15 protein-coding genes, 2 rRNA genes and 1 pseudogene (1 of these 18 cut by a window edge) are annotated in these 15,133 nt (G+C 62.2%); 8 read left to right on the top strand and 10 right to left on the bottom strand.

Annotated elements, in window-relative coordinates:
- Both ACFOKF_RS25240 and ACFOKF_RS25235 read left to right on the top strand, forming a co-directional pair.
- Window positions 1–606 (top strand): shikimate dehydrogenase (locus ACFOKF_RS25240; RefSeq protein ID WP_380799298.1); only part of this gene is annotated, 606 nt, incomplete at its 5' end.
- Window positions 603–2,450: a bifunctional sugar phosphate isomerase/epimerase/4-hydroxyphenylpyruvate dioxygenase family protein gene (locus ACFOKF_RS25235; protein WP_380797921.1), complete on the top strand. Its 1,848-nt coding sequence runs from the start codon at window positions 603–605 to the stop codon at window positions 2,448–2,450. The genes ACFOKF_RS25240 and ACFOKF_RS25235, both read left to right, overlap by 4 nt.
- Here ACFOKF_RS25235 and ACFOKF_RS25230 read toward each other — a convergent pair.
- The 3 genes and pseudogenes from ACFOKF_RS25230 to ACFOKF_RS25220 all read right to left on the bottom strand — a co-directional run bounded on the left by ACFOKF_RS25230 (window position 2,437) and on the right by ACFOKF_RS25220 (window position 4,213).
- Window positions 2,437–2,676 (bottom strand): hypothetical protein, encoded by a 240-nt coding sequence (locus ACFOKF_RS25230; protein ID WP_380799297.1) that lies wholly within the window; start codon window positions 2,674–2,676, stop codon window positions 2,437–2,439. The two genes, ACFOKF_RS25235 and ACFOKF_RS25230, sit on opposite strands and share 14 nt — an antisense overlap.
- The gene (locus ACFOKF_RS25225) at window positions 2,673–3,374 is read right to left on the bottom strand and encodes an SDR family oxidoreductase (protein ID WP_380799296.1); all 702 of its coding nucleotides are present in this window, start codon (window positions 3,372–3,374) and stop codon (window positions 2,673–2,675) included. The genes ACFOKF_RS25230 and ACFOKF_RS25225 overlap by 4 nt, the downstream gene beginning before the upstream one ends.
- 12 nt (window positions 3,375–3,386) lie before the next feature.
- Window positions 3,387–4,213: pseudogene (locus ACFOKF_RS25220) on the bottom strand (3-keto-5-aminohexanoate cleavage protein).
- A 167-nt stretch (window positions 4,214–4,380) separates the two neighbouring features.
- Between ACFOKF_RS25220 and ACFOKF_RS25215 the strand changes: the two are divergent.
- On the top strand, window positions 4,381–5,217 hold the full coding sequence (locus tag ACFOKF_RS25215) for a helix-turn-helix transcriptional regulator (RefSeq protein ID WP_380797920.1): 837 nt from the start codon (window positions 4,381–4,383) through the stop codon (window positions 5,215–5,217).
- 20 nt (window positions 5,218–5,237) lie between these two features.
- Here ACFOKF_RS25215 and ACFOKF_RS25210 read toward each other — a convergent pair whose 3' ends face one another.
- The 4 genes from ACFOKF_RS25210 to ACFOKF_RS25195 all read right to left on the bottom strand — a co-directional run bounded on the left by ACFOKF_RS25210 (window position 5,238) and on the right by ACFOKF_RS25195 (window position 7,399).
- On the bottom strand, window positions 5,238–5,501 hold the full coding sequence (locus ACFOKF_RS25210; protein ID WP_380797918.1) for a hypothetical protein: 264 nt from the start codon (window positions 5,499–5,501) through the stop codon (window positions 5,238–5,240).
- Between the two features lie 73 nt (window positions 5,502–5,574).
- Complete coding sequence (locus ACFOKF_RS25205) at window positions 5,575–6,246, bottom strand: DUF4197 domain-containing protein (protein WP_380797917.1); 672 nt, start codon at window positions 6,244–6,246, stop codon at window positions 5,575–5,577.
- 65 nt (window positions 6,247–6,311) lie between these two features.
- A complete protein-coding gene (locus tag ACFOKF_RS25200; protein WP_380797916.1) occupies window positions 6,312–6,734 on the bottom strand; it encodes an acyl-CoA thioesterase in 423 nt (140 codons plus the stop codon).
- Window positions 6,731–7,399: a glutathione S-transferase family protein gene (locus ACFOKF_RS25195; protein ID WP_380797915.1), complete on the bottom strand. Its 669-nt coding sequence runs from the start codon at window positions 7,397–7,399 to the stop codon at window positions 6,731–6,733. Before ACFOKF_RS25195 ends, ACFOKF_RS25200 begins: the two co-directional genes overlap by 4 nt.
- A gap of 201 nt (window positions 7,400–7,600) precedes the next feature.
- Between ACFOKF_RS25195 and ACFOKF_RS25190 the strand changes: the two genes are divergently transcribed.
- The 4 genes from ACFOKF_RS25190 to ACFOKF_RS25175 are packed head-to-tail and all read left to right on the top strand — an operon-like array spanning window position 7,601 to window position 11,201.
- A complete protein-coding gene (locus tag ACFOKF_RS25190) occupies window positions 7,601–8,365 on the top strand; it encodes a glutathione S-transferase family protein (RefSeq protein ID WP_380799294.1) in 765 nt (254 codons plus the stop codon).
- Window positions 8,366–8,368: 3 nt separating this feature from the next.
- A complete protein-coding gene (locus ACFOKF_RS25185) occupies window positions 8,369–9,190 on the top strand; it encodes a glutathione S-transferase family protein (protein WP_380799293.1) in 822 nt (273 codons plus the stop codon).
- 11 nt (window positions 9,191–9,201) lie between these two features.
- Complete coding sequence (locus tag ACFOKF_RS25180; RefSeq protein ID WP_380799292.1) at window positions 9,202–10,638, top strand: aldehyde dehydrogenase family protein; 1,437 nt, start codon at window positions 9,202–9,204, stop codon at window positions 10,636–10,638.
- Window positions 10,638–11,201: a CmcJ/NvfI family oxidoreductase gene (locus ACFOKF_RS25175; RefSeq protein ID WP_380799361.1), complete on the top strand. Its 564-nt coding sequence runs from the start codon at window positions 10,638–10,640 to the stop codon at window positions 11,199–11,201. Before ACFOKF_RS25180 ends, ACFOKF_RS25175 begins: the two co-directional genes overlap by 1 nt.
- A 115-nt stretch (window positions 11,202–11,316) precedes the next feature.
- Here ACFOKF_RS25175 and ACFOKF_RS25170 read toward each other — a convergent pair whose 3' ends face one another.
- Window positions 11,317–12,396, bottom strand: a complete 1,080-nt coding sequence (locus tag ACFOKF_RS25170) for an IS5/IS1182 family transposase (RefSeq protein ID WP_021233694.1) — start codon at window positions 12,394–12,396, stop codon at window positions 11,317–11,319.
- A gap of 63 nt (window positions 12,397–12,459) precedes the next feature.
- Between ACFOKF_RS25170 and ACFOKF_RS25165 the strand changes: the two genes are divergently transcribed.
- Window positions 12,460–12,810: a CmcJ/NvfI family oxidoreductase gene (locus ACFOKF_RS25165; RefSeq protein WP_380797909.1), complete on the top strand. Its 351-nt coding sequence runs from the start codon at window positions 12,460–12,462 to the stop codon at window positions 12,808–12,810.
- Window positions 12,811–12,950: 140 nt separating this feature from the next.
- On the opposite strand, the gene rrf is transcribed toward ACFOKF_RS25165, so the two are convergent.
- Window positions 12,951–13,065, bottom strand: a 5S ribosomal RNA gene (gene rrf, locus ACFOKF_RS25160).
- A 135-nt stretch (window positions 13,066–13,200) separates the two neighbouring features.
- Window positions 13,201–15,133 (bottom strand): 23S ribosomal RNA (locus ACFOKF_RS25155) (it continues 861 nt past the right edge of the window).

Below are 15,133 nucleotides of genomic sequence, written 5' to 3'. Positions count from 1 at the left end.
CGCAGATCGGGTCGGTCAATACGGTGGTGTTTCCAGCATGGCCGGCGGATCGGCCATAATACCGATATTCAAGGCTTCGCGGAAAATCTCCGCGCGGGTCTGCCTTCCGGGTCGCGTTTCGGAAAGGTCGTACAGATGGGCGGTGGCGGTGCAGGCGCCGCCACCGCCCACGCCCTGATGGGCATGTATGTCGGCACGCTGACTTTGTTCGATCCCAATGGCGCGCGGGCGGCCGAACTGTGCGCGGCTCTGTGCGCCCTGCATGGCGACGGGCGCGCGGTGGTGGGGCAGGATCTGACCGCCGCGCTGGCCGATGCCGACGGCGTGGTCAATGCGACGCCGCTGGGCATGGCGGGCTATCCCGGATCGGCCATTCCGCAAGACCTGCTGCGGCCCGACTTCTGGGTGACGGACATCGTCTATTTCCCGCTGGAAACGCAATTGCTGCGTGAGGCGAAGGCGGCGGGCTGCGTCACGCTGGATGGCAGCGGCATGACCGTGCATCAGGCCGCAGGCGCGTTCGAACATTTCACCGGGCGCAAGGCGGACGCCGCGCGCATGGCCGCCAATTTCCACGCGGCGCTGACAGGAGGCACCCGCCGATGACTTTCGGGATCGCGACCGTATCGCTGAGCGGCACGCTGGAGGAAAAGCTGCGCGCGGCGGCGGCCGCCGGCTTCGACGGGGTCGAGATTTTCGAAAATGACCTGATCGCGTCGCCATTGTCCCCGCGCGAGGTGCGGGCGATGATGGACGATCTGGGCCTTGGCTGCATGCTGTACCAGCCGTTCCGCGATTTCGAAGGCATGCCGGGCGCGATGCGGCAGCGGGCGCTGGACCGGGCGGAGGCGAAGTTCGACCTGATGGGCGACCTCGGCGCGGACCGCATCCTCGTCTGCTCCAACTGTTCGCCCCATGCGCTGGGCGAGCGCAACCGCATCGTCGCCGACTTGCAGGAACTGGGCGAGCGGGCGGGCAAGCGCAGCATCATCGTGGGCTATGAGGCGCTGGCCTGGGGCCGGCATGTGTTCGACCATCGCGACGCATGGGCGATCGTGGAAGCGGTCGACCATCCCCATATCGGCATCATCCTCGACAGTTTCCATTCGCTCTCGCGCGGCATCCCCAGCGAGAGCATCCAGGCGATCCCCGGAGACAAGATCGCCTTCGTCCAGTTGGCCGACGCCCCAAGGCTGGAGATGGACCTGCTCTACTGGAGCCGGCATTTCCGCAATTTTCCGGGACAAGGCGGCCTGCCCGTGGCGGACTATGTCGCGGAGATCATCCGCACTGGCTATGATGGCCCCTTGTCGCTGGAGATTTTCAACGATCGGTTCCGCGGCTGGTCGCCCGACCTGATCGCCGCCGACGGGCTGCGGTCGCTGCGCCATGTGGAGGATGCGGCGGAGCGACTGCTGGGCCGCACGCCCGCCGTGCCGGCCCCGCCCGCCGCGGTGCGCCCGGAATTCGTCGAGTTCGCCGTCAATGCGCAGGATGCGCCCGCGCTGGAGCAGATGTTCGGATCGCTGGGCTTTGCCCGGACGGGCGTGCACCGGACCAAGGCTGTCACCCGCTGGCAGGCGGGATCGGTCAATCTGGTGATCAACGCCCAGCCGGACAGTTTCGGTCAGGGGTTCGAGCGGGCGCATGGCCCGTCCATCTGCGCAGTGGGGCTGGCCGTGCCGGATCGCGACGCGGTCGCGGCGCGCGCCGCCTTCCTCGACATCGGGCAGGTGGATCAGGCGGAGGCACCGGGCAATCTGTCGGTGCCGGCGCTGCGCGGGATCGGCGGCAGCCTGATCTACCTGATCGGCGAGGAGGAGATCCCCGCCGTGTGGGATACGGAATTCGAACCGACCGGCGCTGCGGTCGATCCCCACCCGCTGACCATCGACCATCTGGCTGCCGTGGTGCGGATCGATGAATATCTGTCCTGGCAGCTTTACTGGCGGGCGCTGTTCGGGCTGGAGCAGAGCCTCCAGTCGGACGTCATCGACCCGTCCGGTCTGGTGCTGAGCCAGCCGCTGCGGTCGGCCGACGGCGCGCTGCGCCTGACGCTCAACGCATCCGATGCGGCGGGCACGCTGTCTTCCCGCTTCGTCGGGCATAATTTCGGCGGCGGTTATCAGCATATCGCCTTCGCCAGCGACGATCTGACCGCGACCGCCCACAGGATCGCCGAAAAGGGGGCGGACATATTGCCGATCGGCGGCAATTATTATGCCGATCTGGCGGCGCGCTTCGGGCTGGACGGGGCGACGCGCACGCAATTGCGCGACGCCCATATCCTCTATGATGCGGACGATGCCGGCGACTATCGCCAGCTCTACAGCCGGGCTTTCCAGAAACGCTTCTTCTTCGAATTTGTCGAGCGGCGCGGCTATGAAGGTTATGGCGCACCCAATGCCGGGGTGCGCCTGGCCAGCCAGGAGCGGTTCAGGACGGCATGAGCAGCGCGGCCCTGCGCCGGGCCAACTGATCGTCAAACACCGGGTTGGACAGGAGGAAGCCGATTTCCCCTGCCCGTTCCTGATGGATCGTCTCATCGGGCATCGACGCCAGTATCGCGTCGAACCGGGTGCGCATGCCGTCTGCAAATTCAGGATGAGTCAGAATATAGAGGTCGTTGGCGCGAATGCCGGCCAGCACCCGCTCCCCCACCTCGTCCGCGCTCATCCAAAGCGGAGAGACGGGCCGCTTTTCCAGATCATCCTCTCGCTGCTTATAACCGCTGTCGCTGCGATAGGCGGCCGGGCGCAGTTCGCCGCTATGGGCGATATGGCTTTGCACGGGCCGGGCATGAAGGCGGACACGCCGATATTCTCCGCCGTCAGTTCACCCCGGATCGCTTCGGACAGGCCCAGGATCGCGGCCTTGGCGGCAGTGTAAATGGCCGAATAATTGACCGGGATCAGCGCAGACTGGGACGAGGTGGTGACGATCTGCCCCCCCTGCCCATGCGCCTTGATCCGGGGCAGCAGGGTGACGAGGCCGTTGATTACGCCGCCCAGATTGACGCCCAGCCCCCAGTCCCAGTCATCATAGCGTGCATCCAGCACCGGCCCCATCACACCGATGCCGGCATTGCCGATCAGCATATGGATGGGACCAAAACGCGCCTCCGCCATATCGGCCGCGCGGGCGAAGCCGGCGCGATCGGTGACGTCCAGCTGCACGGTTTCCACCTGCGCATCGGCACCAAGATCCGCCTTTGCCTGCGCCAGCGATTCCGGGCGAATATCGGCGATCACCACATTGGCGCCCGCCCGCACCAGCGCGCGCGATATGCCAAGGCCGATGCCATTCGCTCCGCCGGTGATGAAAGCTGTCTTCCCCGCCACATCCGCCATCGGCGCCTTTGCCAATTGTGTCATCCCATCCTCTCCCTATTGCTTCAGGCCCAGCATGGCCCGCGTTTCCCCGGCGCTGGCGATGTCGCCGCCCATCCGGTCGACCATTTCCACCGCCCAGCGCACCATGTCCGCATTGTTCGCCGCCATCTGGCCGCGCCGAAGGTAAATCGTATCTTCAAACCCCACCCGGATATTGCCGCCAAGCAGCATCGATTGCGCAGCCATCGGCATGCTGTGGCGACTGACGCCAAAGCCGGTGAAACGCGCGCCGCGGGGATCTGGTTCCTGGCGTAGAGCATGGCTTCGGATGTTGCAGGCAGGCCATATTTAGTGCCCAGAACGAAAGTGAAGGGCACATGTTTGGGGATCGCGCCCTTGGCCATCAGATCGTCGGCGAAGACGAAATCCCCGGCCTCGAAACATTCGATTTCCGGCAATACCCCGGCATCCTGGATCATATGGCCCATTTTCGTGATCATCGGGTCCAGGTTGATCGCCACCCCGCCCCATAGCTGCATCGTACAAATGTCGAGCGTGCACATGTCGGGCCGCAGGTCGAGAATATGTTCCAGCCGCCGTTCGGCCGTGAACATCAGTGTGCCGGGACCGCAGACGGCCGGGTCTTCATCCCCCTGCATCCAGGTGCAGCCCGGCCCGGTGGTGACGTTGAGGATGACTTCGTTGTTCTTTGCCCGGATGAGGCCGACGACCTCCCGATAATCCTCCAGCGCCTGCGAGGGATCGCCCGTTTCCCGGTCGCGTACATGAACATGGATGATCGATGCGCCGGCCTCCGCCGCCGCCAGCGCTTCGGCCGCCACATGATCCGGGCGGAAGGGGAAATCGGGGTGTGTCGGCATCGGTGAACTTCCCGTCACCGCGCAGGTCACAAATAGCTTGCCAGCCAATATCGCTCTCCTGTCTAGTCTCGGCTATGTTGCCGACCGCAGACCAAGCGGTCTTGCAGAGGAGACGGCCCGCAAGAAGGCCGCTGGATGTCCCATCATTGCGAGTAACTGGATAAGGCATGGCACAAAGGGAAGAATTGTCGCGGTTCCTGAAAGCCGCACGCGCGAAGCTCGCCCCGTCAGAAGTTGGATTGCCGGCCGGCGAACGCCGCCGCACGCGCGGATTGCGGCGCGAGGAAGTGGCGACGCTCGCGGGGATGAGCGTCACCTGGTACACATGGTTCGAACAGGGGCGCGAGGTGCAATTGTCCGCGCCGATGCTGGAGCGGTTGAGCCGGACGCTGCGCCTGACGCCCAATGAGCGCGAATTTCTGTTCGCGCTGGCGCAGCATCGTCCGCCGCCGCTGGCCCGCCGCGCCGACGAGACGATCCATGCCGGCACCCAGCATCTGATGGACGCCCTGTCCATTCCCGCGCTGGTGATCGTGGAGGATTGGACCGTGATCGGCTGGAACCGCCTCGTCGGCCGAGCCTTCCGCGATTACAGCCAATTGCCGCGCGAGGAGCGCAATCTGTTCCGCATCCTGATGCTGCATCCGCGCTATCGCGCCGATCCGGACAAGTTTCAGGATATGTGCCGGCGGCTGATCGCCCGCTTCAAATGGGATTATAGCCGCACAGCCCAGCCGGAGGTGTTCGAAGGGATCATCGCCGACATGATGGAGCAGTCCGAATTCTTCCAGCGATATTGGCAGGATTCGGAGATCATGGCCCATTTCGAGGATACGAATATCGCCGACATGCCGGGGGTGGGCGAAATCATGTTCCGCCACACCAGCTATGCGATCGAAGAGGCGCCGGGCCAGCGGCTGTTGCTGTTCGCGCCGCTGGACGATGTCAGCGCGCAGCGACTGGCGCAACTGATGGCGGAAACGGAGGCGCCGGTGCTGGCCTGAAACCCGCCCGGCGTTTACGATCAGTTCGTCTCGCGCTTCAGTCGGTCGGCCAGCGCTTCAATTTCTTCCGGCTCCAGCAGCCAGGTGCGGGTCTTGCGCCCTTCGCGGTGGACCGGCTGGGTCAGCAGCACGCGCGCCTGCGCCTTTGCATGCGGCTTATAGAGGCCGAAATGAACGGCGCAATCGCGGATCGTGCCAATCAGCGGAGCCTTGCCGTCTAGGTCGATCATGGTCGCGGGCTGATCCCAAGGGATGCCGGCGACGCCGGGATGTTTCTGTTCCATGGGCGGGGGACACCATGCCCCGGCGCGGAAATCAAGACCTAAGCGATTTGCCGGGAAATCGCGCCGTCAAAAACTATCGCAGCAGCGCCATCAGGATCGGATCGCGGGTCGCGGCGGGATCGCGCCGGATTTCCGCCTCCTCCCGCCCGATCGCGCGGAAGATCGCGTCGCCAATCTGGCCCGAAACATTGTCGGCGATCGCCGCATAATCCTTGCCGCCGGTGGCGGACAGCGCGGCCGAAAGCATTTCGAACATGTCCGATCGCAACGCGCGCGATGCGCCGGGCAACAGCGCCTCGACCACCGAACCACGCGCTTCGCGGGCCAGCAGGTCGGTCGCCGCCGTCGGTCCGCCGCGCAACACGGATATGGCGTCGGCCAAAGTCATGCGATGCACCGCGTCCATCACGACCGGCGCGGCATGGTCGGCCAGGTCGACCGCCACGTCATTCAGGGCCATCGCCACCCGGTTGCGCACGGCGTTGGTGCGCAACAGCGCGGACAGCACCGCGCCGCCTTTACCGCCGCCCAGATCGGGAGGGGCGATGCGGGTCAGCTGGTCATCATAGAAGCCGCCCGGTTCGGTCAGCCGGGCAAAGGCGCGCTGGCTCGACAATTCCAGCAGCCGGCGCACCGCATCCTCGACCGTATAGCGGCCCATCGGCGTGGCGCAGGCCGCCAGCGGCAGCAGCGCCAGCGTCGCGATCAGGCTGCGCCGGTCGGAAAGACCCAATGATTGCTCCATGACGCATCTCCCTTATTGCAGGCGATGCTATGGCGCGGATAGGCTTGCCGGGCGGTGAACATATATCAGGACGGAAACAATGCCCGTACCGAATCCGGCACTCGCTCGGCGCGCAATCCGGCGGGTCGACTTGCGTCGGGCGCGGTCCAGACCCGTTTTTCGGTGCATTCCACGCATAATTCGCCATCCAGCGACAGCCGATGGGCGACGGTGAAGCTGCTATTGCCGAAGGATGGCGCATCCGCCTCCACCAGCACATCGTCGCCATAGGCGGTGGGGATGAAGAAGCGGGCGGACACATCGACCATCGGGAAGCCGGCAAAGGGCATGGTCGCCAGCATCTGGCGCTTCTTGGGCAGGCCCGCCTGTTCGAACAGCAGCATCGTGCTTTCGCCGAAAATGTCGAAATAGCGGGGCGCATGAACGATGCCGGCGGGGTCGCAATGGCCCCATTCGATGCGAACGATCCGCTGGAGGAAGGCGCTCACGCGAGAATGGTCTTTCCCTGTTTCGTGGTCTTCTCCGCCATCTCTTCGGGCGTGGGCGGCGTGGGGACAAGAAGCCCGCGCTGCACCGCGGGCCGCGCTGAAATTCTTTCGAACCAGCGCTGAAGGTGAGGGAAACCGCCCATGTCGACACCGGCCCAGTCATGGCCGCGTATCCAGGGAAAGCAGGCCATATCGGCGATCGAATAGTCGCCTACCAGATAGTCGTAATCGGCAAGCCGCGCGTCCATGACGCCGAACAGGCGCTGGCTTTCGCGAACATAGCGATCGATCACCGATGGCAATTTCTCGTCGAAATAGCGGGTGAAGACGGTCGCCTGCCCCATCATGGGGCCAAGGCTGGACATCTGCCACATCACCCACTGGATCACCCGGCTGCGATCCTGCGCGTCGGTGGGGATGAACCGCCCGAATTTTTCCGCCAGATAGAGCAGGATCGCGCCGGATTCGAAGATAGCAAAATCGCCCGCATCATGATCCACCAGCGTCGGTATGCGGCCATTGGGATTGAGCGCGACATACCAGTCCTGTTTCTGCACCCGGTCGGTCAGGGATATAGGCGTCACCTGATAGGGCACGCCCAGTTCCTCCAGCAGGATCGCGACTTTCCAGCCATTGGGCGTTTCCGACGTCAGCAGTTCCAGCATCTTCCTCTCCAAATGTCTTTCCCCATCCAGAGCAAAGGCTTGTCCCCGCTGCAAGACGAGTGGCGGCGCTATCATTGAAACTGACAGGTTAAGGTGCCGGGTAGTGGCACTGATAGTATCGACAGAGGACTTGCGACCCGCCGGAGCGCCAGCCACTTTCCCGTCCGAAGGCGCCCAAGACGCCATAACCACAAGGTGAGGATGAACCAGCGCATGTTGACGCTCTACAGCTTCGGTCCGGCCGCCAATTCGTTGAAACCCCTGCTGGCTTTGTATGAAAAGGGGCTGGAATTCACCCCCCGCTTTGTCGATCCGACCCGGTTCGAACATCATGAGGACTGGTTCAAGGCGATCAATCCGCGCGGGCAGGTGCCAGCGCTGGACCATGACGGGCATATCATCACCGAATCGACCGTGATCTGCGAATATCTGGAAGATGCCTTCCCGGATGCCCCGCGCCTGCGCCCGGCCGATCCGGTGCAGATCGCCGAGATGCGGGTCTGGACCAAATGGGTGGACGAATATTTCTGCTGGTGCGTGTCGACCATCGGTTGGGAACGGATGATCGGCCCGATGGCGCGCAAGCTGTCAGACGCCGAATTCGAGGAAAAGCTGAAGCATATCCCGGTCCCGGAGCAGCAGGCCAAATGGCGCAGCGCCCGTGCCGGCTTCCCGCAGGCGGTGCTGGACGAGGAAATGCGCAAGATTGGCGTGTCGATCGACCGGCTGGAACAGCGGCTGTCGCAAAGCGAATGGCTGGCAGGCGAAGACTATACGCTGGCCGACATCTGCAACTTCGCGATCGCGAACGGGATGCAGTTTGGCTATGCCGACATCGTCAACAAGACGGCGACGCCGCATCTGGTCGCCTGGATCGAGCGGATCAATGCCCGCCCCGCCACGCAGGCGATGTTCGCCAGGTCGCAGAGCGAAATGCCGCCCCGCCCGGCCGCGACGGCAGCCTGATCCATGGGCTGGCAGGACGAACCGCCCGCCGGGCAGCTGCGCATGTACCATATCCCCGGATGCCCCTTTTCCGAGCGGATCGAGTTGCTGCTCGATCTGAAGGGCCTGCACGGCATCATGGCCGATCATGAGATCGACATATCGCAGCCCCGGCCCGACTGGCTGCTCGCCAAGACGCGGGGGACCACGGCGCTGCCCGCGCTGGAACTGGAAAATGGCGAGACGCTGAAGGAGAGCATGGTCATCATGCGCTATTTCGAGGATCGCTTTCCCGATCCGCCGGTGGCGCGGCAAGACCCCTATGAACATGCGGTCGAGGCGATGCTGTGCGCGACCGACGGGCAATATACCGGGGCGGGCTATCGCATGATCCTGAACCGCGACCCGGCGAAGCGCGAAGAGCACAAGGCCGAGATCGACGCCCAATATGCGCGGCTGGACGCGTTTCTGCGCCATTATGCGCCGGACGGGGATTTTCTGTTCGACCGGTTCGGCTGGGCGGAGGTCGCCTTCACGCCGATGTTCAAACGGCTGTGGTTCCTCGATTATTATGAAGCCTATCAGATCCCCCAGCATCTGACCCGGCTGCTGCGCTGGCGTGACGCCTGTCTGGCCCATCCGGTGGCCCAGCGGCATCACGGCCATCGCGAGCTGATGACGCTCTATTATGATTATAGTCAGGGTGGCGGCAACGGGCGCCTGCCCGAAGGCCGCACCATCTCCAGCTTCACGCTCGATCCGCCCTGGGACAGCCGCCCCCTGCCGCCGCGCGACAAATGGGGCACGCCCGCCTCCGACGCCGAACTCGGCCTTCTTCCCGCATAAGGACATTCATCATGCCCAACACGCTTCAGCATTATATCGATGGCCAGTGGGTCGACAGCCAGGGCGGCCGGACCATCGCCGTCATCAATCCCGCGACCGACCAGAGCGCCGCCGACCTGATATTGGGCACGGCCGCAGATGTGGACGCCGCCGTGATCGCCGCGCGCCGGGCGTTCGAGACATTCTCGCTGACCAGCCGCGAAGAGCGCGTCGCGCTGCTGGAGCGCATCATCGGTGAATATCAGAAGCGCGTGCCCGACATCGCCCGCGCCATCGCCACCGAAATGGGCTGTCCCATCTCCATCGCCCAGACGGCGCAGGCGGGATCGGGCCTTGGCCATCTGGGACAGGCGCTGGCGGCGCTGAAAAATTACGAGTTCAGCGAGAAGATCGGCGATAATCGCGTGGTGCGCGAGCCGATCGGCGTGGTGGCGCTGATCACGCCATGGAACTGGCCGATGAACCAGATCGTCGCCAAGGTCGGCCCGGCGCTGGCGGCGGGTTGCACCATGATCCTCAAGCCCTCCGAAGAGGCGCCTAGCTGCGCCGCGATCTTCGCCGAAATACTGGGGGCGGCGGGCGTGCCGGCCGGTGTCTTCAACCTGGTACAGGGGGATGGCGAAGGCGTGGGCACCGCGCTGGCCAAGCATCCCGATATCGACATGGTGAGTTTCACCGGATCGACCCGCGCGGGCATCATGGTGGCGAAAAATGCCGCCGATACAGTGAAGCGCGTCGCGCAGGAACTGGGCGGCAAGTCGCCCAACATCATCCTGGAAGGGACGCCGCTGGACCTGGCGCTGCCGGGTGGCGTGGGCGGCGTGCTGCTCAACAGTGGACAAAGTTGCGTGGCCCCCACCCGCATGCTGGTCCACCGCTCCCAGCATGACGAAGCGGCGCAGAAGGTCGGCGCGCTGTTCGCTGCCAAGAAGGTCGGCGACCCGCAGGCGGAGGGCGATCATATCGGCCCGGTCGTCAGCCAACGGCAATGGGACCGGATTCAGGGCCTGATCCAGACCGGCATTGACGAAGGCGCCACGCTCGTCACCGGCGGCACCGGGCGGCCCGAGGGGCTGGAGGCGGGCAGCTATGTGCAGCCGACCGTCTTTGCCAATGTGACGCCGGACATGACGATCGCAAAGGAGGAGATTTTCGGCCCCGTGCTGGTCCTGATGCCCTATGATGACGATGAGGATGCGATCCGCATCGCCAATGACACGCCCTATGGTCTGGGCGCCTATGTTGCGGGCGACCCGGCCCGTGCCCGCAAGTTCGTCAGCCGGATTCGGGCTGGCGCCGTGTTCGTCAATGCCGGCGGGCTTGCCTTCGACATGCCCTTTGGCGGGTATAAACAATCGGGCAATGGCCGGGAATTCGGCAAGTTCGGGCTGGAGGAATTTCTGGAGGTCAAGTCGGTGATCGGCGCGCTGCCCGAAGAGGTGGCGTGATGGCGACGCTGGCCAGAACCGAGGATATTGAGGACAGCGCGCGGCAGGCACCCGCGCTGATCCGCTATCTCGACGAAGGCGATTTCGTCACGCGGCGCTATGTGTCGCAGGGGGTGGAGATCAACACCGGCACCTATAGCGACCATCGCATGTTGGTGCGCGACGGGATGCCGATCCGCGATCATTTCGAATTCGACACCCATGGCTTCATGCTGGGCCGACATCGCAGCGCGATCCGCAATTTCTTCGACAAGGAGGAGGTCGATCGCCTCTATCTGCGCGAATGCGAGGCGGCGATACAGGCGCTCACCGCTGCGTCCTGCGTGTCGGCGGGCGGGTGGATGATCCGCACATCGGCCGACCTGACCGCGCGGGCGCAGGAGAAGGTAGAAAATTATCGCCATGAAGGCGGCATCCAGCCGCCAGCCGGCGAAGCGCATGTCGATTATAATGAGATTACCGGACGGCGCGCGGCGGAGCGGGCCTATGCCGCCGCTTTCCCCGATGGGCCGGGTTATAGACGGTCTGTCTGCGTCAGCTGGAGACCCGCAAAAACCGGGTAATTTCGGCCTGGCTTGACAGACGTCGAGGCTTCGGAGCGCACGAACGGCATCGTTCGGACCGATTTCCACGATGCCTAGCGTTGATTTCGCCGGTTTGGCTGGCTTGCAGACAGAGTCAGCCCCTGCATTCCCGGCGTTCGTGGAAAATCAGGCGGTTGAAGTTGTAGGCCAAGTTGCAAAGCGTCAGTTTTGCCTCAGCGCGGGCGAGGCCGATGGTGCGGATGAACAGGTTGAACCGGTTCTTCTGATGGGCGAAGACATGTTCGACATGGGCCCGGATCGAGGATTTGGCTGCATTGGCCCGCGAGGTGGCCTTCGACATCGGCTTGCCCATAGGTTTGCGCCGATGAATGCGGGACGTGAGCATCTGATCCGACAACCACTTCTCGTTGCGCCTGGAGCGATAGGCACTGTCTGCCCAGACCTCGGAACTGGTATTGTCCGTGCTGACGACCTGCCGGAGAAGACGCCCGTCCGCCGCTGACGCCGAAGTCACCGCCATGCCTCGGATGAAGCCGAAGCGTCGATCGATGCTGATGTGGGATTTGTAGCCGAAGACCGGCAGGGCGATCATGGGGAGCGGCGTTCCATCCGCTCGATACCGAACTTTCCCGCCGATCTTGAGGGTCCAGCGCGCGTCGGTATCCTTCTGTGCTGCCTTGTTCGGCTCGTTCGGCCAGATATCTCTGGCGCTCTTGCCCGACTTGATCGCTTCGCGTTCGCCCTCGGTGTTCCGCTGTCTTGGTGCAGGCACCAGCGAGGCGTCCACGAGTTGCCCGGACATTGGAATGTAGCCCTTCTTCTGGAGTTGCCAGTCAAAGGCCTTCATCACCCGCTTGAGCGTTCCCGTCTCGGTCAGGCGATTGCGAAAATGCCGGATCGTGTTCTCATCCGGCGTGCGGTCCCCAAGCGACAGTCCCAGAAACCGCAGCCAACTCAGCCGATCGCGGATCATGAACTCCATCCGGGCGTCTGACAGATTATGCTGCGCCTGCAGGATCAGGGCCTTGAACATCATCACCGGATCGAAGGGTGGGCGTCCGCCTTTGGCTCCATCGCCATAACCAAGCCCTTCGACCAGCCACGCTCGGAAATACTCGAAATCCACCGTCTCCTGCAAAACCTCAAGCGGATCGCCCTCCTTGCTCAATGCCTCAAGGTGATCGCTCAAACTGAACAGGGACTTGGGATCCATGGCTGGCCTCCGTGATCGCGCGCCCTCAATGAATCATCATAGCCGTCCAAACACTACCGGTTTTTGCGGGTCTCCAGCTTCTGGCGCACCTTCTCACCCGGCCCGCAGGACTGGCCGCTCGCGCTGTGCGACGGGCGCACCGTGTCGGACGAGGAAGCGACGTCCAACACCTTGTTCGTGGTGGATGAATTGCCGACCGGCGAGGCGCTGACCGTGCCGGTCGATGGCGAGGATCAGATGATCGCCGCTTCCATCTTCCGCCATCGCGACCGGCATCGCTGGTGGTATTTTTCGAACATGGCGGCGGACGATGTGCTGCTGTTCAAATTTCAGGACAGCGATCATGATGTAACGTGGCGCTGCCCGCATACAGCCTTCCATGATCGCAGCTTGCCGGACACGCGCATCCGTTAGAGCATCGAAGTCCGAGCCGTCGCCTTTTTCGAATAGGGGAAGATGCTCGCGCATAATGCAAATAGGGCGGCTTTCCTGAAGAAAGCCGCCCTGTTTGGGAGATTGCGAATGGGTTTTGTGTTTAATGCGCGAGCTATAATGCCTGGCGACGCCCTACTCTTCCGGGGCTTGAGCCACAGTACCATTGGCGCAGTCAGGTTTCACGGCCGAGTTCGGGAAGGGATCGGGTGGGTCACTGACGCTATGGTCACCAAGCAATATAGCTTGCGCATTGTTTTTTGATCGATGTTATCCGTGCATATCTGGTGAGAATAAGACCGTATGATCAACATGGTCCTGGGTATCAGGGTTGTTGTTGATGGTGGGACTCATTGGTTCGTAATGAACCGTTTAAGCGTGAACAGAGCAATTAGGATCGGTTAGCTTCATGCGTTACCGCACTTCCACATCCGACCTATCAACGTCGTGGTCTACGACGGCTCGATGAAATCTTATCTTGAGGGAGGCTTCCCGCTTAGATGCTTTCAGCGGTTATCCCGTCCATACATAGCTACCCAGCTGCGCCCTTGGCAGGACGACTGGTACACCAGAGGTATGTTCAACCCGGTCCTCTCGTACTAGGGTCAACTCCTCTCAAATTTCGACGCCCACGGCAGATAGGGACCAAACTGTCTCGCGACGTTCTGAACCCAGCTCACGTACCACTTTAATTGGCGAACAGCCAAACCCTTGGGACCTGCTCCAGCCCCAGGATGTGATGAGCCGACATCGAGGTGCCAAACGATTCCGTCGATATGAGCTCTTGGGAATCATCAGCCTGTTATCCCCGGCGTACCTTTTATCCGTTGAGCGATGGCCCTTCCACGAGGGACCACCGGATCACTATGACCGACTTTCGTCTCTGCTCGACTTGTCAGTCTCGCAGTCAGGCGGGCTTATGCCATTGCACTCTAACAGACGGTTTCCAACCGTCCTGAGCCCACCATCGCGCGCCTCCGTTACTCTTTAGGAGGCGACCGCCCCAGTCAAACTACCCGCCACAGAGGGTCCCTGCACCGGATAACGGTGCGAGGTTAGACATCAGAAAACAACAGGGTGGTATTTCACCTATGGCTCCACATCAACTGGCGTCAATGCTTCAAAGCCTCCCACCTATGCTACACAGTTCTTTCCTAATGCCACTCTGAAGCTGCAGTAAAGGTGCACGGGGTCTTTCCGTCTAACCGCGGGTACTCCGCATCTTCACGGAGAATTCAATTTCGCTGAGCATATCCTGGAGACAGTGGGGAAGTCGTTACGCCATTCGTGCAGGTCGGAACTTACCCGACAAGGAATTTCGCTACCTTAGGACCGTTATAGTTACGGCCGCCGTTTACCTGGGCTTCAATTCAGAGCTTGCACTCCTCCTCTTAACCTTCAGGCACCGGGCAGGCGTCAGGCCCTATACGTCGTCTTGAAGCCGACTTAGCAGAGCCCTGTGTTTTTGCTAAACAGTCGCTACCCCCTGGCCTGTGCCCCCCATCAAAAGTTGCCTTAAGATGGGGCCTCCTTCTTCCGAAGGTACGGAGGCAATTTGCCGAGTTCCTTCAGGATACTTCTCTCAAACGCCTTGGTATACTCTACCATTCCACCTGTGTCGGTTTAGGGTACGGTCTATACGGTGGGGCTATTTCCTGGGACAACTTCCCTGCCCGGACCAATCCAATAAGGCCGAACAAGTTACGCCATCCGTCACACACCACCAGGCCCACGAATATTAACGTGGTTCCCATCGACTACCCCCTTCGGGCTCGTCTTAGGGGCCGGCTTACCCTGCTCAGATTAGCTTTAAGCAGGAACCCTTGGAATTTCGGCGACAGTGCATCTCACACTGTTAATCGCTACTCATGTCTGCATTCGCACTTCCGATACCTCCACGGTCGGTTACCCTTCCGCTTCAACGGCCTACGGAACGCTCCGCTACCGCTCAGTCAAAGACTGAACCCTAAGCTTCGGTGCACGTCTTGAGCCCCGTTACATCTTCGCCGCAGGATCTCTTATTTAGACCAGTGAGCTGTTACGCTTTCTTTAAAGGATGGCTGCTTCTAAGCCAACCTCCTGGTTGTTTTGGAAATCCCACATGCTTTCCCACTTAGACGTGACTTGGGGACCTTAGCTGTAGGTTAGGGCTGTTTCCCTTTTGACGACGGACCTTAGCACCCGCCGTCTGTCTGCCGGACTAGACTCGTTGGTATTCGGAGTTTGGTTAGAATTGGTAGATCTCGCGACCCCCGCATCCATCCAGTGCTCTACCCCCAACGGCAAATATCCGACGCTCTACCTC

It is taken from the genome of Sphingobium rhizovicinum (assembly GCF_042647625.1).
Classification (GTDB): domain Bacteria; phylum Pseudomonadota; class Alphaproteobacteria; order Sphingomonadales; family Sphingomonadaceae; genus Sphingobium; species Sphingobium rhizovicinum.
The sequence above is the reverse complement of the archived record's forward strand: the minus strand, read 5'-3'. Positions and strand labels throughout refer to the sequence as shown.